At 61.4% G+C, this 26,354-nt stretch carries 28 protein-coding genes; 17 read left to right on the top strand and 11 right to left on the bottom strand.

Annotated features, from left to right (window positions below):
* Positions 1 to 3: 3 nt before the first annotated feature.
* From B5V03_RS06825 to B5V03_RS06780, 10 genes are all read left to right on the top strand, one after another.
* Positions 4 to 699 (top strand): TetR/AcrR family transcriptional regulator, encoded by a 696-nt coding sequence (locus B5V03_RS06825; RefSeq protein WP_129268496.1) that lies wholly within the window; start codon positions 4 to 6, stop codon positions 697 to 699.
* Complete coding sequence (locus B5V03_RS06820) at positions 696 to 1,484, top strand: HlyD family secretion protein (RefSeq protein WP_129268495.1); 789 nt, start codon at positions 696 to 698, stop codon at positions 1,482 to 1,484. The genes B5V03_RS06825 and B5V03_RS06820 overlap by 4 nt, the downstream gene beginning before the upstream one ends.
* Complete coding sequence (locus B5V03_RS06815) at positions 1,481 to 2,413, top strand: ABC transporter ATP-binding protein (protein WP_129268494.1); 933 nt, start codon at positions 1,481 to 1,483, stop codon at positions 2,411 to 2,413. The genes B5V03_RS06820 and B5V03_RS06815 overlap by 4 nt, the downstream gene beginning before the upstream one ends.
* Positions 2,410 to 3,567, top strand: coding sequence for an ABC transporter permease (locus B5V03_RS06810; protein WP_129268493.1), 1,158 nt, complete (start codon positions 2,410 to 2,412; stop codon positions 3,565 to 3,567). The genes B5V03_RS06815 and B5V03_RS06810 overlap by 4 nt, the downstream gene beginning before the upstream one ends.
* 29 nt (positions 3,568 to 3,596) lie before the next feature.
* Positions 3,597 to 4,901 carry an adenylate/guanylate cyclase domain-containing protein gene (locus B5V03_RS06805; RefSeq protein WP_129268492.1) on the top strand — a complete coding sequence of 435 codons (1,305 nt, stop codon included), beginning with the start codon at positions 3,597 to 3,599 and terminating at the stop codon, positions 4,899 to 4,901.
* A gap of 110 nt (positions 4,902 to 5,011) precedes the next feature.
* Positions 5,012 to 5,209 (top strand): hypothetical protein, encoded by a 198-nt coding sequence (locus B5V03_RS06800; protein ID WP_129268491.1) that lies wholly within the window; start codon positions 5,012 to 5,014, stop codon positions 5,207 to 5,209.
* A 118-nt stretch (positions 5,210 to 5,327) separates the two neighbouring features.
* Entirely contained in the window at positions 5,328 to 6,059 is a 732-nt protein-coding gene (locus tag B5V03_RS06795; RefSeq protein ID WP_129268490.1) for a GntR family transcriptional regulator, read from the top strand.
* A 49-nt stretch (positions 6,060 to 6,108) separates the two neighbouring features.
* Positions 6,109 to 7,344, top strand: a complete 1,236-nt coding sequence (locus tag B5V03_RS06790) for an MFS transporter (RefSeq protein WP_129268489.1) — start codon at positions 6,109 to 6,111, stop codon at positions 7,342 to 7,344.
* A gap of 22 nt (positions 7,345 to 7,366) precedes the next feature.
* The gene (locus B5V03_RS06785; protein WP_129268488.1) at positions 7,367 to 8,260 is read left to right on the top strand and encodes an amidohydrolase family protein; all 894 of its coding nucleotides are present in this window, start codon (positions 7,367 to 7,369) and stop codon (positions 8,258 to 8,260) included.
* A gap of 121 nt (positions 8,261 to 8,381) precedes the next feature.
* Positions 8,382 to 9,296, top strand: coding sequence for a PhzF family phenazine biosynthesis protein (locus B5V03_RS06780; RefSeq protein ID WP_129268487.1), 915 nt, complete (start codon positions 8,382 to 8,384; stop codon positions 9,294 to 9,296).
* A gap of 178 nt (positions 9,297 to 9,474) precedes the next feature.
* Here B5V03_RS06780 and B5V03_RS06775 read toward each other — a convergent pair whose 3' ends face one another.
* Together B5V03_RS06775 and B5V03_RS06770 are read right to left on the bottom strand one after the other, a co-directional pair.
* Positions 9,475 to 9,936, bottom strand: a complete 462-nt coding sequence (locus B5V03_RS06775) for a DUF488 domain-containing protein (RefSeq protein ID WP_129268486.1) — start codon at positions 9,934 to 9,936, stop codon at positions 9,475 to 9,477.
* Between the two features lie 9 nt (positions 9,937 to 9,945).
* On the bottom strand, positions 9,946 to 10,782 hold the full coding sequence (locus B5V03_RS06770) for a DUF72 domain-containing protein (RefSeq protein WP_129268789.1): 837 nt from the start codon (positions 10,780 to 10,782) through the stop codon (positions 9,946 to 9,948).
* 101 nt (positions 10,783 to 10,883) lie between these two features.
* On the opposite strand from B5V03_RS06770, the gene B5V03_RS06765 reads away from it, so the two are divergent.
* From B5V03_RS06765 to B5V03_RS06750, 4 genes are all read left to right on the top strand, one after another.
* The gene (locus tag B5V03_RS06765) at positions 10,884 to 11,264 is read left to right on the top strand and encodes a hypothetical protein (RefSeq protein ID WP_129268485.1); all 381 of its coding nucleotides are present in this window, start codon (positions 10,884 to 10,886) and stop codon (positions 11,262 to 11,264) included.
* Between the two features lie 87 nt (positions 11,265 to 11,351).
* Positions 11,352 to 11,552: a hypothetical protein gene (locus B5V03_RS06760; RefSeq protein WP_129268484.1), complete on the top strand. Its 201-nt coding sequence runs from the start codon at positions 11,352 to 11,354 to the stop codon at positions 11,550 to 11,552.
* Between the two features lie 261 nt (positions 11,553 to 11,813).
* Positions 11,814 to 12,959, top strand: coding sequence for a glycosyltransferase family 2 protein (locus B5V03_RS06755; RefSeq protein WP_129268483.1), 1,146 nt, complete (start codon positions 11,814 to 11,816; stop codon positions 12,957 to 12,959).
* Between the two features lie 7 nt (positions 12,960 to 12,966).
* Entirely contained in the window at positions 12,967 to 14,472 is a 1,506-nt protein-coding gene (locus B5V03_RS06750; RefSeq protein WP_129268482.1) for a glycosyltransferase family 39 protein, read from the top strand.
* A gap of 4 nt (positions 14,473 to 14,476) precedes the next feature.
* Here the strand turns inward: B5V03_RS06750 and B5V03_RS06745 are convergent, their stop codons facing one another.
* Both B5V03_RS06745 and B5V03_RS06740 read right to left on the bottom strand, forming a co-directional pair.
* Complete coding sequence (locus B5V03_RS06745) at positions 14,477 to 15,685, bottom strand: DegT/DnrJ/EryC1/StrS family aminotransferase (RefSeq protein WP_164987828.1); 1,209 nt, start codon at positions 15,683 to 15,685, stop codon at positions 14,477 to 14,479.
* A 63-nt stretch (positions 15,686 to 15,748) separates the two neighbouring features.
* The gene (locus tag B5V03_RS06740) at positions 15,749 to 16,783 is read right to left on the bottom strand and encodes a dTDP-glucose 4,6-dehydratase (RefSeq protein WP_129268480.1); all 1,035 of its coding nucleotides are present in this window, start codon (positions 16,781 to 16,783) and stop codon (positions 15,749 to 15,751) included.
* A 197-nt stretch (positions 16,784 to 16,980) separates the two neighbouring features.
* Between B5V03_RS06740 and B5V03_RS06735 the strand changes: the two genes are divergently transcribed.
* A complete protein-coding gene (locus B5V03_RS06735) occupies positions 16,981 to 17,817 on the top strand; it encodes a glycosyltransferase family 25 protein (protein ID WP_129268479.1) in 837 nt (278 codons plus the stop codon).
* A 35-nt stretch (positions 17,818 to 17,852) separates the two neighbouring features.
* Positions 17,853 to 18,593, top strand: a complete 741-nt coding sequence (locus B5V03_RS06730) for a WbqC family protein (RefSeq protein ID WP_129268478.1) — start codon at positions 17,853 to 17,855, stop codon at positions 18,591 to 18,593.
* 61 nt (positions 18,594 to 18,654) lie between these two features.
* Here the strand turns inward: B5V03_RS06730 and B5V03_RS06725 are convergent, their stop codons facing one another.
* Genes B5V03_RS06725 through B5V03_RS06695 form a run of 7 tightly spaced genes read right to left on the bottom strand, consistent with a single transcriptional unit; the run spans position 18,655 to position 24,823 of the window.
* Positions 18,655 to 19,407 (bottom strand): class I SAM-dependent methyltransferase, encoded by a 753-nt coding sequence (locus B5V03_RS06725; protein ID WP_245502176.1) that lies wholly within the window; start codon positions 19,405 to 19,407, stop codon positions 18,655 to 18,657.
* A gap of 33 nt (positions 19,408 to 19,440) precedes the next feature.
* The gene (locus tag B5V03_RS06720) at positions 19,441 to 20,388 is read right to left on the bottom strand and encodes a hypothetical protein (protein WP_129268476.1); all 948 of its coding nucleotides are present in this window, start codon (positions 20,386 to 20,388) and stop codon (positions 19,441 to 19,443) included.
* On the bottom strand, positions 20,385 to 21,359 hold the full coding sequence (locus B5V03_RS06715; RefSeq protein WP_129268475.1) for a glycosylase: 975 nt from the start codon (positions 21,357 to 21,359) through the stop codon (positions 20,385 to 20,387). The genes B5V03_RS06720 and B5V03_RS06715 overlap by 4 nt, the downstream gene beginning before the upstream one ends.
* Positions 21,360 to 21,368: 9 nt before the next feature.
* Positions 21,369 to 22,049, bottom strand: a complete 681-nt coding sequence (locus tag B5V03_RS06710; protein WP_129268474.1) for a metallophosphoesterase family protein — start codon at positions 22,047 to 22,049, stop codon at positions 21,369 to 21,371.
* Positions 22,027 to 23,004, bottom strand: a complete 978-nt coding sequence (locus B5V03_RS06705) for an ATP-grasp domain-containing protein (protein WP_129268473.1) — start codon at positions 23,002 to 23,004, stop codon at positions 22,027 to 22,029. Before B5V03_RS06705 ends, B5V03_RS06710 begins: the two co-directional genes overlap by 23 nt.
* Positions 23,001 to 23,843, bottom strand: a complete 843-nt coding sequence (locus tag B5V03_RS06700) for an NAD-dependent epimerase/dehydratase family protein (protein WP_129268472.1) — start codon at positions 23,841 to 23,843, stop codon at positions 23,001 to 23,003. The genes B5V03_RS06705 and B5V03_RS06700 overlap by 4 nt, the downstream gene beginning before the upstream one ends.
* Entirely contained in the window at positions 23,840 to 24,823 is a 984-nt protein-coding gene (locus B5V03_RS06695; protein ID WP_129268471.1) for a hypothetical protein, read from the bottom strand. Before B5V03_RS06695 ends, B5V03_RS06700 begins: the two co-directional genes overlap by 4 nt.
* 203 nt (positions 24,824 to 25,026) lie before the next feature.
* Here B5V03_RS06695 and B5V03_RS06690 point away from each other — a divergent pair, with 203 nt between their 5' ends.
* Positions 25,027 to 26,352, top strand: coding sequence for a glycosyltransferase (locus tag B5V03_RS06690; protein WP_129268470.1), 1,326 nt, complete (start codon positions 25,027 to 25,029; stop codon positions 26,350 to 26,352).
* The last annotated feature ends 2 nt before the right edge of the window (positions 26,353 to 26,354 follow it).

Here is a 26,354-nt window from a genome sequence, read left to right as displayed (position 1 = left end):
AACATGACAAAGAAGCCCGCCAAAGCCGCTGCGCCGTCCGCAACTCGCGCGAATCCCGAGGGCCCCGCGCCTGCTGGTGGTGAGGAGGCGACGACCTCGAACCGCGCCACGCGCGCGGCGGAGCGGCGGGCCGCGATCGTGGAGGCCGCGATGGAGGAATTCATCGCGCGCGGTTTTGCCGCGACGCGGCTCGATGACATTGCGAAGCGCGCAGGTGTGGCGAAGGGCACGATCTACCTGCACTTCAGAGACAAGGAATCGATGTTCGAGGAACTCGTGCGCACCGTGATCGTGCCAGTGGTGGCGAAGCTCAATGCGCTGCCGCCGCCGACGGGTTCGGTGCGCGACCTCGTCGAAGCCTTTGCCGGCAACTTTTTGAAAGAGGTGATCGGCACCAGGCGCGGCGATCTCGTGCGCCTGATCGTGGCGGAGGGGCCGCGCTTTCCGTCCGTCGCCGATTTCTACTACCGCGAGGTCGTCTCGCGCGGGATCGCCGGCATGCGCGCGCTGATCGAGCTCGGCATCGCCCGCGGCGAGATCCGCGAAAAAGACCTCGCGCGCTATCCGCAGATCCTGGTCGCGCCGGCGATGATCGCGGTGATCTGGCAGAGCCTGTTTGCGCGGCACGCGCCGCTCGACGCGCAGGACATGCTGCGCGTCCATCTCGATTTGATTTTTGGCGAACGGAGGACGACATGAGGTCGTCACGAGTCATTTCTGCATTTGCATTGGCCGTCGTGCTCGCAACTGGCCTTGCGGCTTGCACGGAGAAGCGCGATCCCGGCTTCCAGGGCTGGGTCGAGGCTGACATGATCTTCGTCAGCCCGGATGAAGCGGGCCGGGTGACCAAGCTCAACATCCGCGAGGGCGACGAGGTCAAGGTTGGCGATCACCTCTATTCCGTCGACGACGATCTCCAGCTTGCCGATCTCAACCAGAACAAGGCGACGCTCGCGAATGCGCAGCAGACCTATGACCGCGCGGCCTCGCTGAACAAGACCGGCTCGGGCACGCAGGCCAATCTCGACTCCGCCGTGTCCGCCTTGCGCGTCGCGGAAGCGCGGGTAGCGACGTCGGAGACACGCATGGCGCGTCGCAAGGGCTTTGCGCCTGTCGCCGGCACCATCCAGCAGATCTATTTCCGCGAGGGCGAGATGGTGGCGGCGCAGCGGCCGGTGCTCTCGATCATGCCGCCCGGCAACATGAAGCTGCGCTTCTTCGTGCCGGAGACCGAGCTGCCAAAACTTGCGATCGGCGACACGGTGCGGGTCGCTTGCGACAATTGCGCCGCCGATCTCACGGCGAAGATCTATTTCATCGCGACCTCGGCCGAGTACACCCCGCCCGTGATCTACAGCCTCGAAGAGCGAAACAAGCTCGTCTATCTCATCCAGGCGCGGCCTTCGCGGCCCGATGCCCTGCGCGTGGGACAGCCGATCGATGTCTATCTCAATCCAAAAACGCCGGTGGCGGAGAAGCGATGAACAGCGGCAACGGCATCGCGATCGACGTCAAGGGCCTGACCAAATCGTTCGGCGGCCGCGAGGTCGTGCACGATCTGTCGATGCAGGTGAAGCGCGGCTCGATCTACGGCTTCCTCGGCCCCAACGGCTCGGGCAAGACCACCACCATCCGCATCCTCTGCGGCCTGCTCACGCCCGACAGCGGCGAGGGCACCTGCCTCGGCTACGACATTTTGCGCGACGCCGACAAGATCAAGCGCCAGGTCGGCTACATGACGCAGCGCTTCAGCCTCTATCAGGATCTCTCGGTCCGCGAAAATCTCGAATTCGTCGCGCGGCTCTATGGCCTCGCGGATGCGCGCGGTGCGGCGCGCGAAATGATCAAGCGGCTCGGGCTCTCGGGCCGCGAGGAGCAGCTCGCGGGCGAGCTCTCCGGCGGCTGGAAGCAGAGGCTGGCACTGGGTGCCTGCACACTGCCCAGTCCTAAGCTGCTGCTGCTGGACGAGCCGACCGCCGGCGTCGATCCCAAGGCGCGCCGCGACTTCTGGAACGAGATCCACGCGCTCGCGGCCGATGGTCTCACCGTGCTGGTCTCGACCCATTACATGGACGAAGCCGAGCGCTGCCACGAGATCGCCTATATCGCTTACGGCCATCTGCTGACGCATGGCACGGTGGAGGAGGTGATCGCGGGATCGGCGCTGACGACCTACACGGTAACAGGCAAGGACCTGAACGAGCTCACGGCCGCGCTCACGGGCAAGCCCGGCGTGGACATGGTGGCGCCGTTCGGCACCTCGCTGCACGTGTCTGGCCGCCATGTCGCCGCGCTCGAAGCCAGCATCGCGCCGTGGCGCGACAAGAGCGGCCTGCACTGGCACCAATCGTCGCCCTCGCTGGAAGACGTGTTCATCGAATTGATGAGCCGCTCCAAGGACAATTTCCAATGAGCACCGTCGAGCATCCCGCATCCGGAATTCGGGAACGCTTCGGCTTCTGGAAGCGCTCCTATGCGATGCTGATCAAGGAGTTCATCCAGCTCAAGCGCGACCGCGTCTCGTTTGCGATGATCGTGATGCTGCCGGTGATGCAGCTTTTGCTGTTCGGCTATGCCATCAACACCACGCCGCATAACCTTCCGAGCGCGGTGTTGCTCCAGGAGGATTCCGATCTCGCCCGTTCGGTGCTGAAAGCGCTGGAAAATACAAAGTATTTCCGCTTCCTCTACGAGGTGCACGACGTCGAGGATTTCGACAATCTGCTGAAATCCGGCAAAGTGCTGTTCGGCGTCGAGATCCCGCGCGGCTTCGAGCGGGCGGTGCGGCGAGGCGACAGGCCGGCGCTGCTGGTCGCGGCCGACGCCACCGATCCCGTGGCGGCGAGCGCGGCGATCGGCTCGCTCGGCATGGTCGTGCAGACCGCGCTCAAGCACGATCTTTATATCGGCGATCCCCCGGAGATGCCGTTCGAGATCCGCGCCCATGCCCGCTACAATCCGGCGGCGGCCTCCAGCCTCAACATCGTGCCGGGCCTCGTCGGCACCATTCTCACCATGACCATGCTGATCTTCACCGCGCTCTCGGTCACGCGCGAGGTCGAACGCGGCACCATGGAGGCCCTGCTGTCGATGCCGATCAAGCCGGTCGAGGTGATGTTCGGCAAGATCATCCCTTACGTGCTGGTCGGTTTCGTCCAGGCCTTCCTCATCATCGGCATCGGCGTGCTGCTGTTCGGCGTTCCCGTGCTCGGAAACCTGATCCTGCTGGCGCTGCTCACGACGCTGTTCATCGCCACCAATCTGTCGATCGGCTACACCATTTCGACGCTGGTGCAGAACCAGCTCCAGGCCATGCAGATGTCGATGATGTTCTTCCTGCCGAGCATCCTGCTGTCCGGCTTCATGTTCCCGTTCGCGGGCATGCCGGCCTGGGCGCAATATGTCGGCGAAGCACTGCCCTTGACGCATTATTTGCGCATCGTCCGCGCCATCATGCTGAAGGGCGCGACCATGCAGAATTTGCGCTTCGACGCGCTGGCGCTGGCGCTCCTGATGGCGGTCGCCATGACCATCGCCGTGACGCGCTTCCGCCGCACGCTGGATTGAGGCACAATGCCCCGGAATCGAGGGGTGGAATGGCCAGGTTTGCGAGCAGGAAGACGCGGCATCACGCCGTGCTCTCGGAGGATTTCGAGCGCGAGCTGACGCGAGAGGTGCTGCGCACCGAGCTGCTGCGAGTGCGGGCGCTGATCATGACGGGCTGCGTCATGATGCTGTTCCTCACGGCGATCTATCTGGTCGACCCCGCCGTCGTGGACCGGGTCTGGCGCGGTACTGAAGGACTTGCCGAGGTCTATGGCTTGCTGGTCGGCTTCATCCTGTTCGAGGTCTGGGTCCACACCCAGATCAGGAAGAACCTCAGGCTCGATCGCGACCTGCCCGTTGTCAGGCGCTATATCGGCGCGCTGATCGAGACGTCGGTGCCCACGGTGATCCTGATCCTGCAAATCCGCTCGATGGGCGCAAGCCAGGCGCTCGGCTTCGCGGTGCCGCTGATGTATTTCATCTTCATCATTCTCTCGACCCTGCGGCTCGATTTCTGGCTCTCCACCTTCACCGGCTTTGTCGCTGCGGCCGAGCTGTTTGCCGTCGCGCTGATCACCGATTCCTCGATCTTCGGCGAGCCGCAGACCTATTTCCACGCCGTGCGCAGCATCATCATTCTGATCTGTGGTGTCCTGGCGGGCTCCGTCGGCGCGCAGCTCCGCCGGCAATTTGCCGCAAGCATCGCGGCGGCCACCGCGCGCGACCGCGTGACCAATCTGTTCGGCCAGCACGTCTCGCCACAGGTGGTGGAACGGCTGATGGCGTCGGGCGCCAGCACAGGCGGCGACGTTCGCCGCGTCGCCGTGATGTTCGTCGATTTCCGCGGCTTCACCGCCGGCGCGCAGTCGCGCACCCCGCAGGAGGTGGTCGACCGGCTCGACGGCGCCTTCGCCGTGCTGGTCGACATCCTCGACCGCGAGGGCGGCATCGTGAACAAGTTTCTCGGCGATGGTTTTCTCGCACTGTTCGGCGCGCCGCTTGCGGCCTCGGACGCCGCGCACCGCGCGGTTGCCGCCGGCCGCGAGATGCTGACTGCGATGGATCGCATCAATGCGGAGACGAGCTGGCCGCTGCGGATCGGCATCGGCATTCATTTCGGCGAGGTCGTCGCCGGCAATATCGGCTCGCCCCGCCGCAAGGAATACACGGTGATCGGCGACACCGTGAACTTCGCCTCGCGGCTGGAGGCGCTCAACAAGGAGTTTGGCTCGCAACTCCTGATCTCCGCGTCCGTGCGTGAGGCGCTGGGCGACGACGGCAAGGATGCTGTCGCGCTCGGCGAGGTCGAGGTGCGCGGTTACGAGCAGAAGGTGGCCGTGTTTCAACTTGGGTAGACTGCTCGCGTTTCGTTGAACGCGCGTGATGAAATATCGCGCGGGAATATCCGCTCCTGCACTCAGGAGGTCGAACCTCTCGGCTTCCGTTTGTCACGCGGAGAAAATCCATGACCCGATTGCCCCTTGTCGCGGCCGCCCTGATCGCCGCCGCTGTCTACCAGACCCAGGCCGCTGCCGCCCGCGACGCCGCCCCGCGGCGCACTCCTCCGCAGGCGACTGCGGATTGCGTGAGGGCTCCGGCGGAGGGCGCGTATGCCTCGGCTCCCTACACGCAGCCGCCCTGCATGCCCAAGACCACGAACTGACGATCAAGACCGGCGAGATCGGGCTGGAGAAAGCCACCAGCCCGGTCTTGCGTCCTGCGAGGGTGCGGTATCCCAGTAGTTCTTGACTCCGTCATCATCTAGTCATCTATATGACTATATGAGTTCAGCCCCGCGCGACCAGCGCCTGCCACGCTACCAGCTTCTGCGCGACGACCTCGCCGCGCGGATCAACCGCAATGAATGGCGGCCGGGCGAGCCGATCCCGTCGGAGGCCGAGCTCGGTGCTCATTACGGCGTTGCCATCGGCACCGTGCGCAAGGCGATCGACCAACTGGTCAGCGACAATGTGCTGGAACGGCAGCAGGGCCGTGGCACGTTCGTACGACGGGCGCGCTTCAATTCCTCACTGTTCCGCTTCTTCCGTTTCCAGTCCGAAAGCGGCGAGCGGCGCGTGCCGAAGAGCCGGATCATCCGGCGCAAGAGCGTGCCGGCGAATTCAGCCGTCGCCTCGGCGCTGCGCATCCCCGTCGGTGAGGCCGTGATCAGCCTGTCGCGCCTGCGCCTGATCGACGATGTGCCGCTGCTGGCGGAAGAAATTTGGCTCCAGCAATCGCGCTTCGCGAAGATCCTCGAGATCGACACCGCCGAATTCGGCGACCTGCTGTATCCGCTCTACGAGGAACGGTGTGGCGAGGTCGTGGTCTCCGCCGAGGAAATATTGACGGTCGAGACCGCCAACGAGATGCAGGCGCGCCTGCTCAGGCTCGAGTCGCATGCACCGCTGATTGTGATCGAGCGTCTCGCGCTCGACCTCGAGCGGCGGCCGATCGAATGGCGCCGCTCGCGCGGACCGGCGGATCGCTTCCGCTATCACGCCGAGATCAGATGAAGCGGCTCTTCAACGATATCAAGCAATAACGAGTACAGGGGTAGGAAACATGTCGAACTGGTACAGTGAAAGCTCGCCGCTGGAGCGGCGCACGTTCTGGGCAAGTTTTGGCGGCTGGGCGCTGGATGCGCTCGACGTGCAGATGTTCGGCCTCGCCATCCCCGCGCTGATCGCGGCCTTCGGCATCAGCAAGGCCGATGCCGGCCTGCTCGGCTCGGTCACGCTGTTCTTCGGCGCGTTCGGCGGCTGGCTCGGCGGTGCACTCGGCGATCGCTATGGTCGCGTCAAGGCGCTCCAGATCACGGTCGCTACCTTCGCGCTCGCGACCTTCGCCAGCGCGTTTGCGATGACCTACACCCAGCTCCTGATCTTGAAGGCGATCCAGGGCCTCGGCTTCGGTGCCGAATGGGCCTGCGGCGCGGTGCTGATGGCCGAGATCATCCGGCCCGAACATCGCGGCAAGGCGCTCGGCGCGGTGCAGAGCGCCTGGGCCGTCGGCTGGGGAGCCGCCGTGCTGCTCTCCGCGCTGGTCTTCACCTATGCGCCCGCCGACATCGCCTGGCGGCTGCTGTTCGCGCTCGGGCTGTTGCCGGCGCTCCTCATCATCTTCATCCGTCGCGGTCTGAAGGAGCCGCCGCGCGCGGTCACAGCCGACAAGACGCCGTTCTTCGCGACGCTCTCGGGCATCTTCCATCGCGACGTGCTGCGCTCCACGCTGATCGGTGGCCTGTTCGGCATCGGCGCGCATGGCGGCTACGCCGCGCTCACCACCTTCCTGCCGACCTATTTGCGCGAGGTGCGGCATCTCTCCGTGCTCGGCTCCAGCGGCTATCTTGCCGTCATCATCGTCGCCTTCTTCTGCGGCTGCGTCGCGAGCGGCATTAGCAGCGACCGCATCGGCCGCAGGGCCAATGTCGCCTTGTTCGCCAGCGCCTGCGTCGTCACCGTGCTGATCTACATTTTCGCGCCGCTGACCAATGGCGAGATGCTGGTGCTCGGCTTTCCGCTCGGCTTCTTCTCCGCCGGCATTCCCGCCAGCATGGCGGCTTTGTTCAGCGAGCTCTATCCCGCCGGCGTGCGCGGCACCGGCGTCGGCTTCTGCTACAATTTCGGCCGCATCGTTTCCGCCGCGTTCCCCTTCCTGGTCGGCTATCTCAGCGACCATATCGGGCTTGGGCCCGCAATCGGCATCGATGCGGCCTTTGCCTATTCGCTGGTGCTGATCGCTGTGGTGTTGTTGCCTGAAACCCGCGGCAAGGTCTTTGAACAGACCGCGCGCCCCTGACGCGGGATGGGGAGAAGCCACCATGACATTCGTCCCGCGCGGCCTCACGCGCCGCCAGTTCGGCGTGGCTCTCGCGTCGCTCGCCACGACGGCCGCGACCACAGCCAGGAGTGAGGCGGTCTTGCCTGTTATCGATACCCACGCCCATGTCTTTCACCGTGGCCTCAAGCTCGCGCCGGGGCGGCGCTATGCGCCCGACTACGATGCGCCGCTGGCGCTCTATCTGGAGCAGCTCGACCGCAACGGCATGACCAATGGCGTACTGGTGCAGCCGAGCTTCCTCGGCACCGACAATTCCTACCTGGTCGAATGCCTGAAGCAGGCGAATGGACGCCTGCGCGGCATCGCCGTGGTCGATCCCGCGGTGTCCGCGGACGAGCTGCGCACGCTCGATCGCGCCGGTGTGGTCGGCATCCGTCTCAATCTCGTTGGTCAGCCTTTGCCCGATCTCGCGGCGAGCGAATGGAAGACGCTGCTCGGACACGTGAAGGCTCTCAGTTGGCAGGTCGAGATCCAGCGCAACGCCTCCGATCTCGCCATGCTCGCGCCGCAGCTGCTCGATCACGGCGTCACTGTGGTGCTCGATCACTACACGCTGCCGGATCCAAAGCTCGGTGTCAGCGATCCCGGCTTCCAGCCCGTGCTGAAGCTCGGCGCGACGCAGAACGTCTGGGTCAAGATCTCCGCGCCATATCGTAACGGCGCGGCCGGCGAAGATTTTGCGAGGGCGGCCTATCCGCTGCTGCGCAACGCCTACGGTCTCGATCGACTGCTGTGGGGCAGCGACTGGCCGCACACGCAGTTCGAGGCGTCGCAGAGCTATGAGAAGAACCGGCAATTTCTCGACACGCTGATCGCCGATCCCGTCGAGCGTGCGCAGGTGCTGGCATCGCCGCATCAGCTCTTCCGCTTCTGACACGCCGTCCGCGATTGCTCCGATTGCACTCAATTTTGGGGCATGACGGACAATGTCGCGCGCTTGTAGAGTGCTACGCGAAGCGGCCGGTTGCGGCCGCCATTTGCGTGAGGACTTAGCCATGCAGCGCCGCTACATCACCGTCGACGTGTTCACCGACCGCGCCTTCGGCGGCAACCAGCTCGCGGTGGTGCTCGATGCCGGCGGGCTCACGACCGCGCAGATGCAGGCGATCGCGACCGAGTTCAATTATTCCGAGACCACCTTCGTGCTGCCGCCGCGCGACAAGGCCAATGACGCCGAGGTGCGCATCTTCACGCCGGTGCTGGAGATCGCCTTTGCCGGTCATCCCAATGTCGGCACCGCCTTCGTGCTGGCCTCGATGGCGAAGGAGCCGAAGCCGCGTCTGCTGTTCGAGGAGAAGGCCGGCCTCGTGCCGGTCGAGGTCGTGCGAGACCAGGGTCGGGTGGTCAGAACCGAGCTCACCGCGCCGCAGCCGCTCGAGCGACATGCGCCGCTGTCGGCTGCTGAAGCCGCGAGTTGCATCTCGCTCACCGCAGGGGACATCAAGACCGACAATCACGCGCCGCAGGTCGTGGGTGTTGGAAATTCGTTCCTGGTGATGGAGCTGCATTCGCGCGAGGCGCTGAAGCGGGCGCGGCCCGATGCTGTGGCCTACGGCAAGGTCTTGCCGCGCGACGGCGCCCGCTCGGTGTGGTTCTATACGCGCGACGTGCCCACGGCAGAGGCGCCTTGCGAGCGGCAGGCGCGGATGTTCATGCGCGGCGCCAGCGGCCTCACTGAAGATCCCGCCACCGGCAGCGCGACGGTCGCGGCCGCCGCGCTGTTTGCCGATCTCGATCCGACGCGCGACGGCGAGTTGAAGCTCACGGTCGGCCAGGGCTTTGACATGGGCCGGCCGAGCATTCTGCGCACCCGCGTGCGCAAGCAGGACGGCAAGATCGTGTCCGCCCATGTGGGCGGCAGCTGCGTGCAGATGATGGAGGGGACGTTTAAGCTGGCGGGGGAGGGCTGAGCACCTTCTCCATCCGTCATCCTGAGGTGCGAGCCCTTGCGAGCCTCGAAGGATGCACGGCCGAGGTGCAAACTTCGGGGCACGCCGTCGTCCTTCGAGGGCCGCTGAAGAAGCGGCCACCTCAGGATGACGGCTACGGATACAGTCGTCGTCTCGTCCTCTTCCGCGCGAACGGCAGCTACGCCTGCCGTCCCGCGAGATTCCTCACCGCGACCCCATCGCGCTCCTCGATGATCTCCGCGATCATCTGGCGGTGGCAGTGGGTGTGGTCGCGCTCGTAGCAGAGCAGGCACACCGGGCCGGCCTTCATCACCAGCGCCGAAAGCTCGTCCATCTCCTCCCGGGCCTGCGGCGTCTTCAGGTGCTTTGAATAGATTTTCTCCAGCACATCGTATTGCCCGCGGCGTGCGGCAAGCCGCCCCTCCTTGGGGGTGCCGAGCGCGGCAAGGTGGACATAGGCGATGCCGCGCTCATCGAGGCCGGCGGAGAGCTGCTTCTTGGAAAAGCCCGGCCGGCGCGATGACGTCACCGCGCGCACGTCGACCACGAGCTTGACGCCGGCCTGCTCCAGCTCGTCCAGCACCGCCTTGGGCGGTGTCTGCTCATAGCCGATGGTGAAGAGCTTTTTCGCCTTTGCCACGAACCATCCTCAGCTCACCCGCGCGATCAGTTCCATGGCGCCGTGCGGTGCGCGCACCTTGCCCTCGTGGATGACATAGGCGAACACGTCGCGCGGTTCTTTCTTCGGCTTGGTCTTGTCGACTTTCGGCAAATCGTCTGGCTCGCCGCCCTCGGCCCAGGCCTGAAGGCGCTCGGCCCAGGCGTCTAACTGCTTCGGCGGATAGCAGGTCTTGATCTCGTCATTGCCCTTCTGCAAGCGCGCATAGACGAAGTCGCTGGCGACGTCGGCGATCGCAGGATATTTGCCGTGCTCGGCGAACACGACGGGCGTCTCGAACTCGCGGATCAGCGCGATGAAATCTGGCGTGCAGAAACTGTCGTGACGCACCTCGACGACATGGCGCAGCGCGCGCCCGTCGAGCTTGCGCGGCAACAGCTCGAGGAACTTGCCGAAATCGGCGCCGTCGAACTTCTTGGTCGGCGCGAACTGCCACAGCACCGGCCCGAGACGGTCGCCGAGCTCCAGGACGCCGGAATCATAGAACCGTTTGACCGAGTCGCCGGCCTCGGCAAGCACACGGCGGTTGGTGGCGAAGCGCGGTCCCTTCAATGAAAACACGAAACCATCAGGCACCTCGCCCGCCCATTTGCGAAAGCTCTCCGGCTTCTGCGAGCCGTAATAAGTGCCGTTGATCTCGATCGAGGTCAGCTTCGAGGCGGCGTAGGACAGCTCCTTCGCCTGCGTCAGCTTCTCCGGATAGAACACGCCGCGCCAGGGCTCGAAAGTCCAGCCGCCGACGCCGATGAAGATGTTGCCTGATTTTTTGGACGCGGTTTTTGCTTTGGCCACGGAAGGATCTCGCATCGACGGGGAGGGACGCTTCATCCTAATCAAACCAGATGTGATTGGCCAGTTGGCCCGTCCCGTCTAAGCTTGCGACGTAACCCGCGAAAAGGAGAACAAGAATGCGGATGCTGATGGCGGGAGCGGCGCTCGTGATGATGACATCTGCTGCCATGATATCTTCAACGATGGCGGATGACGATGATGCCAAGGGTGCGCAGAAGCTCGCCATTCAGGGCCGGGACTATTATTGGCATTGTCTGGCGCGGGAATATTCGCGCGACAGCAATCAGGGACTGTCGGAACAGGATTTCGGCCGCTCGGTTGCAGGCGCCTGTCCATCGGAGCGGCAATATTACCGGGTGGCGTTGCTCGACTTTCTCACCGAGCAATATCCGGCCATCGATGCCGGCGCCCATCTCGCCACCGCGAACAAAGCGGTGGAAGCGGCGCAGAAGGACATCGTGACGGCCTTCGTCAAGCACCGGCCACCGCAGAAATAGCCACGCGCCTATGCCGTCCGGGAGCCCTTCCGGCCCCGCGTTCATTCGTGGTATCACTGGCCCCATCTGGAACAGGGATGGGTTTGCATGTCGTCTGAGTCGGTGGGTGGCATTCTGGGCGCGATCGTCGCGGCGGTCGTGCTCGCGGTCGCCGTCGTCTTCGGGCCGATCGGCCAGTACGGCAAGCCGCCCAAGCCGGTGAAAGTCGAGCCTGCCGCTGCTGCGGCGCCCGCAGCCCCGGTCGCGCCCGCGCCGCGCGGCCCGGTGATCAAGGAAGTCCCGAACTAGGTCCGGCCCGGAAAAAGTCTGCTTTCACCCCCTTGAAAAGCGGTATTGCCGTCCCCATTTAGCTTGTAACGGCGACGTTGAGCGAAAGCTCCGGCGCTGGGACGACCTTGGAATAGCTTGGGCTGCGCCGGATGTACGCGCGGTCCGCCGTTCCGGGGTCGTTGGCATTTTGGGGCCCTTTTGGGCCATCCCCCAGAGAAAACCCCGGCTTATAGCTCAAGAACTTGGCAGCGCAGGGCGCGGCGGATATACGCTGCCGTCATGAATGAAGTGATCAGACCGGGCGCCGACAATCCGCCACTGGCCCAAAATCAGGCGCAAGAGGGGCCGGAACTGTCGGTCATCGTCCCGACCTTCAACGAGCGCGACAACGTCACGGTGCTGTACCGGCGGCTGGAGGCGACCCTCGCCAATGTCGCTTGGGAAGTCGTGTTCGTCGACGACAATTCGCCCGACGGCACCTGGGATGTTGTACGCGAGCTTGCCCAGAAAGACAGTCGGGTGCGCTGTGTCCGCCGCATCGGCCGCCGCGGCCTGTCCGGGGCCTGCATCGAGGGCATCCTGGCCTCCAGCGCGCCCTTTGTCGCCGTGATCGACGCCGACCTCCAGCACGACGAGACGCAGCTGCCGAAGATGCTGTTGCTGCTCGCCAGCGACCAGGCCGATCTCGTGGTCGGCAGCCGCTATATCGAGGGCTACAAGACCGAAGGTTTTAACAAGCAGCGCGCCGGCGCCAGCGCGCTGGCGACCGAACTCGCGAGGAAGGCGCTGCGGGTCGAGATCGCCGATCCCATGAGCGGCTTCTTCATGATCCGCCGCGACCGTTTCGAGCAGCTTGCGCCAAAGCTGTCGGTGCACGGCTTCAAGATCCTGCTCGACGTCGTCGCCAGCTCGAACGGCACCTTGCGCGCCGTCGAAATCCCCTACACGTTCGGTGAGCGCCAACACGGCGAGAGCAAGCTCGATTCCATGGTCGCGCTGGACTTTCTCGGGCTGGTGCTGGCGAAGTTCACCAACGATGCCGTCTCGCTGCGCTTCGTCCTGTTCGCGATGGTCGGCGGCATCGGCCTCGTGGTGCATCTCACCACCCTGTTCATCGCCCTGCAGATCTTCAAGGCGCCGTTCGCGGAGGCGCAGGCGGCGGGCGCTCTCGTTGCCATGACCGGCAACTTCATCCTCAACAACTTCCTCACCTATCGCGACCAGCGGCTGAAGGGTTTTGGGCTGCTGCGCGGCCTGATCGCGTTCTACATCGTGTGCAGCGTCGGCCTCCTCGCCAATGTCGGCGTCGCCTTCTCGGTCTACGACCAGGAGCCGATCTGGTGGCTGGCCGGCCTGGCCGGTGCGCTGATGGGCGTGGTGTGGAATTATGCGATGTCCGGACTGTTCGTCTGGCGCAAGAAATAGCCGCAGGATGGGCGGGGCCGACGCGCGGATCGTCCGCAATACCGCGCTGGTGATCCTCGCGCTGGTTGGCTTGCGGCTGGTCGCGGCCGCATTCACGCCGATCACCTTCGACGAAGCCTATTACTGGATGTGGTCGAAGAATCTGGCGGGCGGTTATTACGACCACCCGCCGATGGTCGCCTACGTCATCCGCGCCGGCACCTTGATCGCCGGCGACACCGAGCTTGGCGTCCGCCTCGTCTCGATCCTGCTCGCTCTGCCGATGAGCTATGCGATCTATCGCTCGGCCGCGATCCTGTTCGGCGGGGCGCGGGTGGCCGCGACCAGCGCCATCCTGCTCAACGTGACGCTGCTGGCCTCGGTCGGCACGCTGATCGTGACGCCGGATGCGCCGCTGCTGGTTGCCTCCAGCTTCGTGCTGTTCTTCCTCGCCAAGGTGCTGGAGACCGGGCGTGGCGTCTGGTGGCTCGCGGTCGGCGTCGCCGTCGGCGCGGCGCTGCTGTCGAAATACACTGCGATGTTCTTTGGCGCTGCGATCCTGATCTGGCTTGCTTCCGTGCCAAAGCTGCGGCGCTGGTTCCTCTCGCCCTGGCCCTATCTCGGCGGCCTCATTGCGCTCGCGCTGTTCTCGCCGGTGATCCTGTGGAATGCGGATCATCACTGGGTCTCGTTCGCAAAGCAGCTGGGGCGCGCGAAGATCGAGGACTTCCGTCCCGTCTTCATCGCCGAGCTGATCCCGACCCAGATCGCGTTCGCGACCCCGCTGGTCTTCATCCTCGGCGCGATGGGACTGCACGCGCTGACCTGGCGCCGGGCCGGCGCGCTGGCCTCGCGCGTGCTGATCGAGACGATGTTCTGGACCATCGTCGCCTATTTCGTCTGGCATTCGCTGCATGCCCGCGTCGAGGCCAACTGGTTCGCGCCGGTCTACCCGCCCTTCGTGATTGCGGCTGCGGCCGCGGCCAACCTTGTGCAGTGGAAGCCGCGCGCGCGGCGCCTGGTGGATTTTTGCCTGCGCTGGGCTGCACCCACGGGCATCGTGATGTTTGCGGCTCTCATCGTGCAGGCCAATACGGGCTGGCTGTCCGGCTATCGCCGCGACGCGACCGTACGCAGTGTCGGCGTCGGCTGGCGCGAGCTCGCCGCGGGAATCGAAGCCGTCCGCGTCCGCAATGGCGCGACATGCGTGCTGGCGCCGGATTACGGAACCACGGGCTGGCTTGCCTTCTACTTGCCGCGCGGCAGCTGCGTCGTGCAGCAGAACCAGCGCATCCGCTGGGTCAACATGCCCGAGCCCGATGCGAAGCTGCTCGCCGGCAAGCTGATCTATGTCGATGAGCTGCGTGCGGATGGTCAGACCGCTCTCAAGGACCTCTTCACGCAGGTGACGCAAGTCGCGCAATTGCAGCGCAAGCGCGGGCCGCTCGTCGTCGAAACCTACGGCATCGATCTGCTGGAAGGCGCCAAGGGCGACGTGCTCGACCGTTCGCCGCCGCCTGAGCTCCAGCGCTGAGCGATCACAAGCTTTTGCCGCTGATCGCCGATTGATGCACGTAATGCAGGGCGGCGACGATGAGATCGCACTCGTCGTCGGTCATGTCGTTATAAACCGGCAGCGCAATCACGTTGTAGGCAGTGCGCTCCGTCACGTCCAACTTCACGTCGTTCTGAGTCCTGTAGGCCGTCATGTGGTGGCATGGCGGGCTGTAATACTTCCGGACGAAGACGTTGCATTTCTCGAGCGCGGCTGCCACCGCTTCACGGTCGAGACCAAATTGTTGGGCATCGATAATGACTGGCAGGAATAGCCAGTTCGCTTCCACGCCTTTGGGCTCTCGCCCCACGTGCAGGCCTGGAATTTCGGAAAGCCCGCGTCGCATCCGCTCGACTGCCCGGCGGCGTGTCGTAACGGCGAGCTCGAACGTCTTGAGTTGCTCGATGCCGATGAGGGCCGATACTTCCAGCATCTTGCCGTTCAGACCTGGCTCACCACAATCGGAACTGTCGACTTGCCCGAAATTGCGTACCGCTTTGACGCGGGCGAGCAATTCCGAATCGTGGCTGGAGACACATCCGCCTTCCATCGTCGAGAAGGTCTTGGTGGCGTGGAAGCTGAACATCTGCGCGTCCGCGAATCTCCCGACCGGTTGGCCATCGACGCGGGTGCCGAACGAGGGCGCGCTATCGACGAGAAATTTGAGCTTGTGGCGCTTGGCGATGTCGGCAAGTGACGCGTAGTCGCTGGCTACGCCGTAGGCATCTACGGCGAGGATGGCGACGGTGCGATCCGTGATCCTACGCTCGACATCATCAGGGTCGAGGCGCATGGTCAGATCATCCATGATGTCCGCGAAAACAGGTTCGGCGCCCACCCATTCAACGGCATGCGGTGTGGCGCAGAACGTGAATGACGGCACGATCACTTCGCCGGAGGTAATTCCGGCGGCCCGCAGCATGGCCATCAACCCGATCTGGCCATTGCAGAAGACGAGGGACGGGACGCCAAGATATTCGCTTAAGCGCTTCTCGAATTCGACAACCCAGCGTGAATTGTTCGCGACCTGTCCGGTTTCCAGCGCGGTCTCGAAGGCGGCCAGGAACTGCTCTGTCTTCGGAAAGCTGGGACGCACGATATTGAGAGGATTTGGAGCCCGGGGCATCGGAAATTCAGGCACGACCGTGTCAGTCCTCTCAAGGCGGCGACGAATACCGATATTGTCCTGCAACTTTTGCTCCATGGTGATGTGGCATGCCCAAGCCACTTGTATTCGCGACTGGAAGCAGATCGACTAATGATACTCTTTCTTTCCTGTCTGCGAGATGATCGGGATTTTCCGCAGCCAGAGCTGACGCGACCAGCGCTCCGTATTTTCGCGATACCAGTTGATCGTCCGCTTGAGGCCATCGTGCCACGTAAAGCTTGGCTTCCAGCCGAGCACGCGATTGATCTTCGACCAGTCACCGGTATGTCTCACGACCTGTCCGGGACGATCGCCGATGAATTCGATCTTGGCCGGTGAATAATTCATCTCGGATATGATGTCGTGGGCAATCTCGTTGATCGTGCGGTGTTCGCCGGTCGCGACATTGAAGACCTCGCCATGGACGAGCTCGCCGGGGGCCTGAAGGACGAGATCGATCGCGCGGCACGTATCCTCGACGTAAACGAAATCGCGCGCGGCCACACCGCCGCCGTGAACCGTCAGCGGTTCGTCGAGCATCGCGCTGGTGACGAAGCGGGGAACGAGCTTTTCGAGATGCTGCATCGGGCCGAAATTGTTGAAAGGCCGAACGATCACAACGGGGATCTTGTAGGTCGCCCAATAGGAATAGATCAGCCGGTCGGCACCGCATTTGGCGCTTGCGTAAGGGCTCATCGGATTCAGCGGGTGGTTTTCATCCATCTTGTCTGCGACCGCATTTCCATACACCTCGGATGTCGAGACATGGACAAAGCGTTTGATATTGCGTCCGAACCTGGCAACTGCATTCGCGAGCGTCTGGGTCCCCAGCACGTCGGTCTGGAAAAACTGGAGGCTGTCGTGAATCGAGCGCGTGACGTGAGTCTCCGCCGCAAGATGGATCACCACGTCGGCTTCTGCCACGAGCGTGTCGACCAGTGCAGCGTTGCAGACATCGCCGTACCAGAGCGATCCGCGAGCATCGTGCAGGCGAACCATGTCGGGCGGAAGATTTTCGACGGCGCCCGCGTAGGTCAGCGCGTCCAGGACCACGACCCTATCGGAAGGATACTTCCCCATAAGGTAGTGAACCAGATTTGCGCCGATAAACCCTGCACCCCCAGTAACCAGAATAGTGCGCATTCGAAATCCTGTTCGTAACGCGTTGCAAGGCTACGAAGACCCGACTTTCAGGCTGACATCTACGGTGCCCAATTTCATGCATGGCGGCCGCATCAGTCATCGCGAGTCCACGATGTTGGTAGGTTACCGATATCGGCTCTAGCTTGCGCGGAGCATGCCGTGCCGCGGGGCGCCGTCACAAACACGCAGATTTTGGAATGACGGGAGATGGCGAATCAGGGATCGATTGCTGGCTAATGGATCGTATCGGCATCCGCCTCAACGCCACGGTTGAAAACATGAAGAACTTCGTCGTCAATCTCGATCGCCAGCCGGAAAAATTCGAAAGATTCCTGAAGCGGAATGAAGGCTGCGGAATCGCCTTCGAACGTTTCCCTGCGGTCGACGGATCGAAATTGACCGACGAGGAGGTCATGGCGATGGGGCTTGTCGCCCCTGGTTCGCGGTTTGCCCCGGGTACTGTCGGTGGTACCGCCTCGATGTCGAAGATATGGAAGATGGTCGCCGAGCAGGATGAGCCGGCCCTCGTGTTTGAGGACGATTGCACCATCCGTCACGACACGCTTGCGCGCTTGTCGACGCTTCTTCCGACCCTTGGCGACTGGGATATTCTGGTGCTTGGCTGCAATACGGATTCGGTCCTCGATGTCGAGTGGGCGCCAGGCATGAAGGCGATGATGGGCTTCAGGCCCCAGCACCCGGATGACGTGAGCGATGCCGCTTTCCAGAGAGCGACAACCCAGGTTGCGGCCTTCCGCTTGAACTGCTGTTTCGGTCCGGGCGGGTACGTCCTGTCCCCTGCAGGTGCACGGCGCGTGTATCCGTATTGGCTTCCGATGGACAACCGGCTGGTGACCATCGAGGCGCTTGGCAACCGCGCGGTGCCGACGATGGGCGCCGATATGATGGCGAACAGCATCTATCGTTTCATCAAGGCGTACGCGTGTTTCGCACCGCTCGTGGTGCCCCGCAACAATATCGCGGCCTCGACGACTCAAAGTCATATCGCGAGTGCGGCGCGGACTTGGGGTTAGGATGGGAGCTAGGATTTGAGGCCAGGTTGCACAAGATGAAACTCGCGATCATGCAGCCGTATTTTCTGCCCTACATCGGCTACTATCAGCTCATTGGTGCGGTCGATGTTTTCATCGTCTACGACAACATCAAATATACGAAGAAGGGATGGATCAACCGCAACCGGATGCTGGTCAACGGGAAGGATGCCTTGTTCTCGCTTTCCTTGAAGAAGGATTCGGATGCCCTGGATATTCGGGACAGGGAATTGGCGGCCGATTTCGACCGTGCAAAGCTGCTCAATCAATGGCAGGGGGCCTATCGCACTGCGCCCTTTTTCAAGGACACCTTTCCGCTTCTGGAAGAGATCGTCGGCTTTCAAGACCCCAATCTGTTTCGCTATCTCTTCAATTCGCTGCGCATGACCTGCGCGCATCTGGGCCTGAGAACCGCCTTCAAGATCTCGTCCGAGATTCCCATCGACCATTCGCTGAAGTTTCAGGACAAGGTGCTCGCATTGTGCGAAGCGGTGGGGGCGCGGGAGTATATCAACGCTATTGGCGGCCTGGAACTCTACGATGCGGATGCTTTCCGCGCCCGCGGAATCGAATTTAAGGCGCTCCGAACGAGGCCGTTTCCCTATGAGCAATTCGGCCAGGCCCAGGTGCCGTATCTCTCCATCGTGGACCTGCTGATGTTCAACTCGGTTGCGAAGCTCCAGGATGTCATCGCCGACAACTATGACCTGGTTCGAGGTGCTCACTCCGAATCGTCGGGTCTGCTCTTCCAGGCGTAGAAGGCTTGTTCCCGCCATTGGGTCGACGGCGGGAACAAGCGACGAAGAGAAATCACAGGGTTCAGGCTTTCGATCGTCCAGGTTCGCAAACCAGGAAGATGCTCGAACAAAGATCCGGGTACTGCTGCCCCAACTTGTAGGCTCCCTCGAGATAGGCGTCCGAAATGATGTCCGTCTGCAGCAGGCGATCCCACTGGAAGTTGGCGAGGGCTTTAAAGAAGACCCCGGAGCGATGGATGACATCAAGCCCCGCTGCAACCGCATCACGTTCCAGCGTATCCAGCGAATATGTGATGCGATGGCCGTGCTCTGCTTCGGCAGGTGTAATGGCGGAGTTGTGCGAGATCAGTCCCATCTTGACCGCAATCTGCCTCGACGGGGCGTGTGCATTCGGGACTGCCAGAAACAATCGCCCGTTCTCCGAAAGCCACTTTTCGTTGATCAAGCGCAAGACGAGCTGGGGGTCGTCGAGATGTTCGAGAACATGGGTCATCACGATATTGTCGTATCGCTTCGGCAGTTGCAGGGTTTCAAATGTGGAATTGATGAACTGGATTCGAGAACCGTAACGGTCCTTGGCTTCGGCAATCGCGACATCCGATGCCTCGACACAGGTTACGTCCTCGAAAAACGGCAGAAATCTCCTGGTGAATTCGCCTTTGTGACTCCCTAGCTCGAGAAGAGAGTCGCCTCTGAAGAAGGGCGCGAAGGACCGGACCATGAACGGCTGGATCACATCAAAGTCGAACTGGTAGGCGTACTTCTGATTTTCGGCCTTGCCGGAGTCGTCCAGCTCTCGATTGTAGTTTCTCATTTGCGACATAAGGGCCTCTCAAAGATTTCGTGGTTACACCAGCTCGGCTAGTCCAAAGCCGAATTTTCCAAACTCGTTGCCGTTGTAGAGCATGTAGACTTTGTCATCGCAGGCGAAAACATGCGGATAGCATTGCATCTGCGAATCCCAGCCGTCCTGCGAAAGGTCGATACCGGCCTTTGAATCGTCTCGCGTCCAGCTGATCTGGTCATGCGAATAAGCGTATCCGAGACGATAGCTGTCGCCGCCGTTCCGAAACCCGTGACAGGGACGGAAGCAGAAGTACATGTGGTAGAGATCATTCCGGCGAAATACCGTCGGCAGCGCCTGGCATTCATCTTCGCCGAGGCGGTCAGAGATGATCTGTTTTCCGTCCCTTTGCCAATTGATTGCATCGACAGATGTGGCACAGGCGATCTTGTAAACTCTGTCGGGCGGCTCGTTTTCCGAAGACGATTTCCATTTCGTCCCGAAAATGTACCACATGTAGTAAATGCCACCGATCGACATCACGAACGAATCGGCGATCAGAAAGGGCTCGTTCAAAGAGGCGGCCATGATTGGACCCGTTCCGTGCTTCTGGAACGTCCGTCCGCTGTCTTTGCTGATAGCAACGCCAATGGCCGAATCTACTCCTACCGAGATCTTTCGATTGAACCCCGTGGTAAATCCAAGCACTTTATCGCCATCATCAAAAACATGCATGGGGAAAATACCATGCTCGTCGAAGGCACCAAGTCCGCCCAGTTCTATGACAGTGTGCTTGGAGATATCGAGAATCCCGTGCATGTCCCTGTCGAAATCGACATAGGCGATGTGGCTCAGATATTTCCCAAGCTCGTCGCGGCAACGAGTTGAAAAATAAACGCGCACACGATCCCCCAGAACAAGAGCCTGCGGCGATTGGGCAAACTCCAAACAATCGTTGGGCAGTTTGTGCTCAGTGGGGTCGAATATCTTCCCGAGCTTTCTCCACTTCATGGCTTGAACCAATCCGGACAATTTTGCAGGCGCGCCAAACCGATGCCCGTTCGTCCCATTTCATTTCCTTGATAGATCATGTACGTCTCGCCGTCCAAACTGAACACGTGACCATAGTTTGCCATTTCGGAATCCCAACCGTCGGCGGAAACGCCAAGTCCGGCCAGCTCGTCATTTCGTTTCCATTTCACCAGATCGTCCGAAACAGCGTAGCCGATGCGGTATCCGCCGTCCTTGCCTTTGTAGTTCTGGCTTTTCCGATAAGAATAGAACATGTGAAAACGGCCCGCGCGTGCGATGACATCGGCGCCTGCCTGGCATTCGTCTTCATCCAATCTATCTTCGATCAAATCGGCGCCGTCCCTTCGCCAATTCAATCCGTCGGAGGATGTGGCCACGCGAATTTTGATAATTGGCTCGGTCCGGCTCGCGGTTTTTATCCACCGCTTGCCTCCGGCGTACCAAAGATACCAAGTGTCGTTGAACCGTCGAATCCGGGGGCTTCCCAGCAGATACGGTTCATACGGCGTGTACGAGAGGACCGGACCTTCGCCAATTCTCTCGAAGGACTCGCCATTGTTGTTGCTGATGGCAACGCCGATCGCGGCGTTGAAGCGGACTGACTCGCATCGGGTCCATCCGGCGTAATACGCACGGATATGGTTCTCGTGCCGGATCACCGAGACCGGGTTCGTGCCGAATTCGTCGAAGGTCCCGAACCCGCCGAGATCCAGCGCCGGCTTGTCGCAGATGCGGAGCACGCGCGAAGGATTCTTTCGGTCAAGATCGATAAACGCAATGTAGCTCTTGTATTCGCCCTTCTCGTCGGGCGCCGGCCTTGAGCAAAAATAGACCCTGATGATGTCATCGAAAACCAGCGTGCTCGGAGATTGCGCGAATTCGCGCATCCAGGGGTGATCCTTGTGGTCGCGGGGGTCGAAGAGCTTTCCGAGCTTTTCCCACTGCAGCATGGTCTGATCTCAATCCTCAAGCCGTTGAAGCCGGTTCGCACCGGTCTTCAGTCCGCCGTAGTAGTAGTCGTTGAAGCCTGCGGTCTCCATCAGCTCGAATACCTTTCGCATGTCGTACGCGACCCGATGCAGTTCGAAGCTGTGGCCGTCAAAGATTGCGAACGCCGCGCGTGGATCGCCGTCGCGCGGTTGTCCGACCGATCCGGGATTGCAATAGGTCTTCTCCCCGAAGTGATGGAGACTTTGCACGTGGGTATGGCCGCTGACGAAGATGCTGCCGGGCAGTCGCGCGAAATAGGCTTCGTCGGGCTCCCTGAGGTATTCATCGATCGGATCCGACCACCCGCCATGGACGATTTGAGCGTCTCCCACCTGCATGTGCACACCGAACGTCCTGAGCCAGTTCAGGTTCTCGGACGTGATCACCTTCCTCTGATAGGCGAGGCAATCGTTGACGCTTTTGGATCTGATGCAAAAGCCGCCGAAGCCCAGGTACCAGTCGTGGTTGCCAAGAAGGCTCTTGATGCCGCGCCGTTTCAGCTCGTCGCAACATTCGTTGACCTGCGCATAATAGCCGACCACGTCGCCCACGCAGACAATCTCGGTGACATGCATGCGATCGAGCTCGGCGAGAACCGCCGTCAGCGCCTCGAAATTTCCATGGATGTCAGAGATGAACGCTATTTTCATAGAAGATATGATCCTCCGTGTAGCGGACGGCCCGACCGCGCTTGATGTCCGGCTGGCGCGGCATCCGGTTCTCGATGGCCAGTTCGACCGCCATCAACGCTTCGTTGTATCCAAAGGCGGCGCGTATCGATGTTGACGAGGAAATCCTCGGATTGATCTCGAGCAGCCTCAGGCCATGGTCGGTCTCGCGAAACTGAAAGTTGGTGGGGCCAACGGGAGAAAACCCCCGGCATAAATCCCGAACGGCTTCGGAAAACTCGGCCTCATCGACAACCTCTGCTTTCTCCGTGAATCCCTCCCTGGAGAGTTTTCGCCGCAGCGCCATGATCGCCGAATAGCTTCCAAGACCATCGCAAAACGCGGATACGGTGAATTCCTCGTCATCGCGTCCGACGATGGGTTGGGCCATCAGTGTCGCTTTTGTCGCGGGATCAATCCCGGCAAACTGCTCGGCAGTCGCGACCGCCACGATTCCCTTGGACCCAAAACCCCGGCGAGGTTTCAGCAGGAACGGCAGGCCGCATGTCTCCGTGAGAAAATCGAAGTCCATGTCCAGATAGCTCGGGATCGCGTAGGGCAGCTTCAGTTCCAGCTGGCGCTGGTAAAACGCCCATTTGTCGGAGCATCTGGCAATCAGGTCGGGCGAATTGATAACGACCTTGGTTCCGGTCGATTCAATCTCGGCCAGCCGGTCCGCCCATGTGTACATGTCTGCATCGATGCCGGGGATCGCCACGTCGACCTGATGCTTGCGGAGCAGCGCAACAAGCTGATCAAGGTAATCAGGCGCATCCGTCCTGGGCACCCGTTCAAAGACGTCGCAGAATCCCGGCGCCACCGAATCTGTATAGATCGAGGTGCCCACGAGCTTCATCGGCCTGTTCGAGCTTTTCAGCGAGCGCAAAATTCCATAGCCGACGATTCCGGCGGCGCCGGAAACCAGTATCGTTCTCATGCCGCCCGCCTTCGATGGGCTGCTTCCATCTGCATGCCCTGCGTCATGGAGATGTGGGGAAAATAGTCGAGCAGTCGGAACAATGTCTCATCGCAAGCAAAGCCATTGCTTGGAATATCAGGCTTGTCTTTCAGGAACGCGACCTTGCTCTTGCTTTCAAAGGCCGAAATGGCCGCGGCCGCAATTTGCGAATAGGTGACATTGTCGGGGTGCGCACAGCGATAGGTGCCTTCGAGTTTCGTCGCGACAGCGGCCGAGATGAGTTTCGCGACGTCCTGAGCGTGAATGAAATTCCGCAACGGGTCATTCAAACCAAAAAGATTGATGTCTTCATGGCTCTGGGCCTTGTCCATGATGGTGTAAAGGAATGGCTGATGCCGTCGAAACCCTGGCCCCACACCATAGATCTGGGATGGTTTTAGCACCGCGACCGGCAGCCCGAGCTCCCGGCCGCAAAATTGCGTGACCTCTTCGGAGTGTCTCTTTGAGAGCGAGTAGGCTCCGAAGAAGGGAGACGTGCTGTCGAGATCCGAGAAAATGCTGGAGATGTGTACAAGGTGTTTGGCGCCTGCCTTCGCGCTGGCATGACAGAGCTTCATGACACCGAGCACGTTGACATCCATCGCTTGCAGGATGTCGGTCAGCTCCTTGCCCCCGAACGCCGCGGCCAGATTCACGACGCAGTCGATCCCGGCGGGGAGTTGTATGTCACGCGAGGATAAATCGAGCGCGATATCGCAACCGTTCCGCCCGGCCGTCAGCAGTTCGCACTGTCCATGAAGGAGCGCGATAAGCGCCTGCGCCAACGACGAGGTTGCTCCAACGATCAATACTCTCATGATCGGGCCTGACAGATCGGACCAGCTGCCGATGTAGCCCGCAATCTCGCGTCGATTGCGCGAGTTAAAATCCGTGGTCCGGTCCCCTCGGGTAGAAGGTGGTCGAAATCACCAAAATATTCGTCAGGAAATCCAACGCCATCGTAACAGTTCAGCACGGAACTGATTTGGAATTCGCCGCAGATATCCATCAGTTCCTGGAATAGCTTGGTGGAGCGAGGACCAACAGCTTCTCGGTAGTCGGAGCGAACAGGAGGGATGACGATGCAGAGATTGTGTTTGAGGTGCCTGGCAAGCCGGATGATCTTGATCAAATACTGATTTGCATCGCTGCTGGGCCATTTGAGGTGATCATTCGCCCGTCGTGCCGCCCCATAAGTGTCTGGAGTGATGATCTGCACCCACTTGGGGAGGAACCCGTGCTTCCCTTCCAGTTGGATCACGACGTCGATGAAAGCGTCTCTTATCTGTTCAGAGAGCGCGGCGAAACGGTTCTCCTCGTATTTCAGCCCGAGAGAAAACAATCCATTGAGAGCAGGAGACAGGATCTTTTCTGATCGGGTGTTCTCCATGAAAAAGCCGGCCGAAAACACCGAGTAGAAAACAATGATATTTTTCAGGTTCGGTGCCAGCTTGCTGGTTGTTTCATAAAGCGCATACGAGTGCTTCAGGTCCTGCGTTCTGCTGCAGAGATTGAATGACTCATCGCAGAACTGCGGATCGAACCCATGGTCGCCATGCGACGATCCGAGAGCCAATGTCCGCAACTCGCCAATGTCTTCACGGAGCATTGCTCTTTTCGCGGCAAGAAGCACGATGGCGTCTTTCAACGGGCCCGTCACAAAGCTTTCCAGGAAGGCGTTGGTCTTGACGTCCAGAACGGCATCGGTCTTTGCGGCCATAACCTGGCCTTTCCCGATTGAAGTTTTGATTTCACGAAAATCAATGGCCAAACGACCGTCCTCTTTACCGAAGACCATTTCGGAAGACCGGACAAGATGCGCCGGTCACTGTTTGCTGCCATATCAGCGGCCCTTTTGATTCGCCACGCGCCGGCGCTGCCGCGCGAATGCGGTGCCAAGCTTCGTGCAAGCTACGGGCGGGATAGTCGAATGGCGGCGAGCTTCCCGAGGATCTGGGAATCGGGGTGACGCCTGCTGTCCCATGACCCGGAAGGTCCCCGATGAATTATCACGACGGCACTCTCGCAAGAACAGACGAGACCTCGACAGAGCCGTCGTCGCTGACGCGGGATGAATATTACCAGATCTGCCTGCGGCACCTGAAGACAGGCGAGCTGGCGCAGGCCGAAGCGCGCTGCCGGGAGGGGCTCGCCGCGGACGCAAACCATGCCGGTTTGCTTCATCTGATGGCGGGTGTGTCTCTGCTCAACGGCGACTTCGATGCCGCCATCAAGTGGGCCGGCCGTGCGCTCACAAACGAGATGAAGGCAACTTATCTGGCGACGTTCGGGACCGCCCTGCAAGGCAAGGGGCTGCAGGAACAGGCGCTGGAAGCGTTTCAGCGCGCGGTGGATCTCGATCCCGTCGATCCCTCGATCTGGGAGAATTATGGCCATGCCCTGAGCCGGGCGGGGCACGGCAACCAGGCGAGCCTTTGCTTCGTGATCGCGCGGGCCTATCAGAAGATGCCGTTCCTTGGCGAGTGCCGTTCTGCTCCTCGCAACGGCTGGAATGCCCTGACGGCGCAATTCAATGCTCATCTTCAGAACCGCTCGGGGTCGGAAGAGGCTCGCGATCTCATTCATTGCTTCTGGTCGGACACGCTGCCGAGCGAGATGTCGCATCTCGCGCTTCGATCGATGATCCGCCAGGGCCATCCGGTCAAGCTGTACACTTACGACGACGTGGCCACCATGCAGGCGCTTGTGCCATCAGGAGTCCTGGTGGCCGACGCGGCAAGCGTGGTGCCACGTTCGACCTACCACCACGCTCTCGTGCACAGCGAGATCCGCTACTTCAGCGACATCTTCCGCTATGCCGTTCTTCAGGAGTTCGGCGGGTGGTGGCTCGATACGGACATCGTGCTCCTCAAGCCGCTGGATTTCGCATCGGAGCACGTGTTTTCCACGCAATGGTCCGGTGTCGAGAACGGCCATGTCTGCGTCGGCGGCGTGATGCGCGCGCCCAAGGGCTCGCTGCACATGGCCAATCTGTATGCCCTGGCCCTCCAGCGCCTTTTCAGCGAAAGGCGCGTCGAATACGGTGCGGTCGGGCCGCTGTTGCTGAGCGAATATCTGCTCGGGTCAGACGACCAGCAGCTGCTCTCGTCCATACTGCCGCCGACGACCTTCAATGCGATCGACTGGCACGAAGTGGATTTGTTCGCCACCGAAAGCCGGGCCGGCTTCGAGCTGTTGAGCGATCCCCGTGTCACGGGTGTGCATCTGTGGGAAAAGACGTGGGCCGAGCGGGGGCTGCGCCTCGATGCTGTCTCCAAGCAGAGCGTTGCGGGTCATCTCAAGAAGCTGGTTCTCGAACCGAACTGATT

The organism is Bradyrhizobium betae (assembly GCF_004123905.1).
Classification (GTDB): domain Bacteria; phylum Pseudomonadota; class Alphaproteobacteria; order Rhizobiales; family Xanthobacteraceae; genus Bradyrhizobium; species Bradyrhizobium betae_A.
Note: the sequence above shows the minus strand (reverse complement) of the source record. Positions and strands in the feature narration are given on the sequence as shown.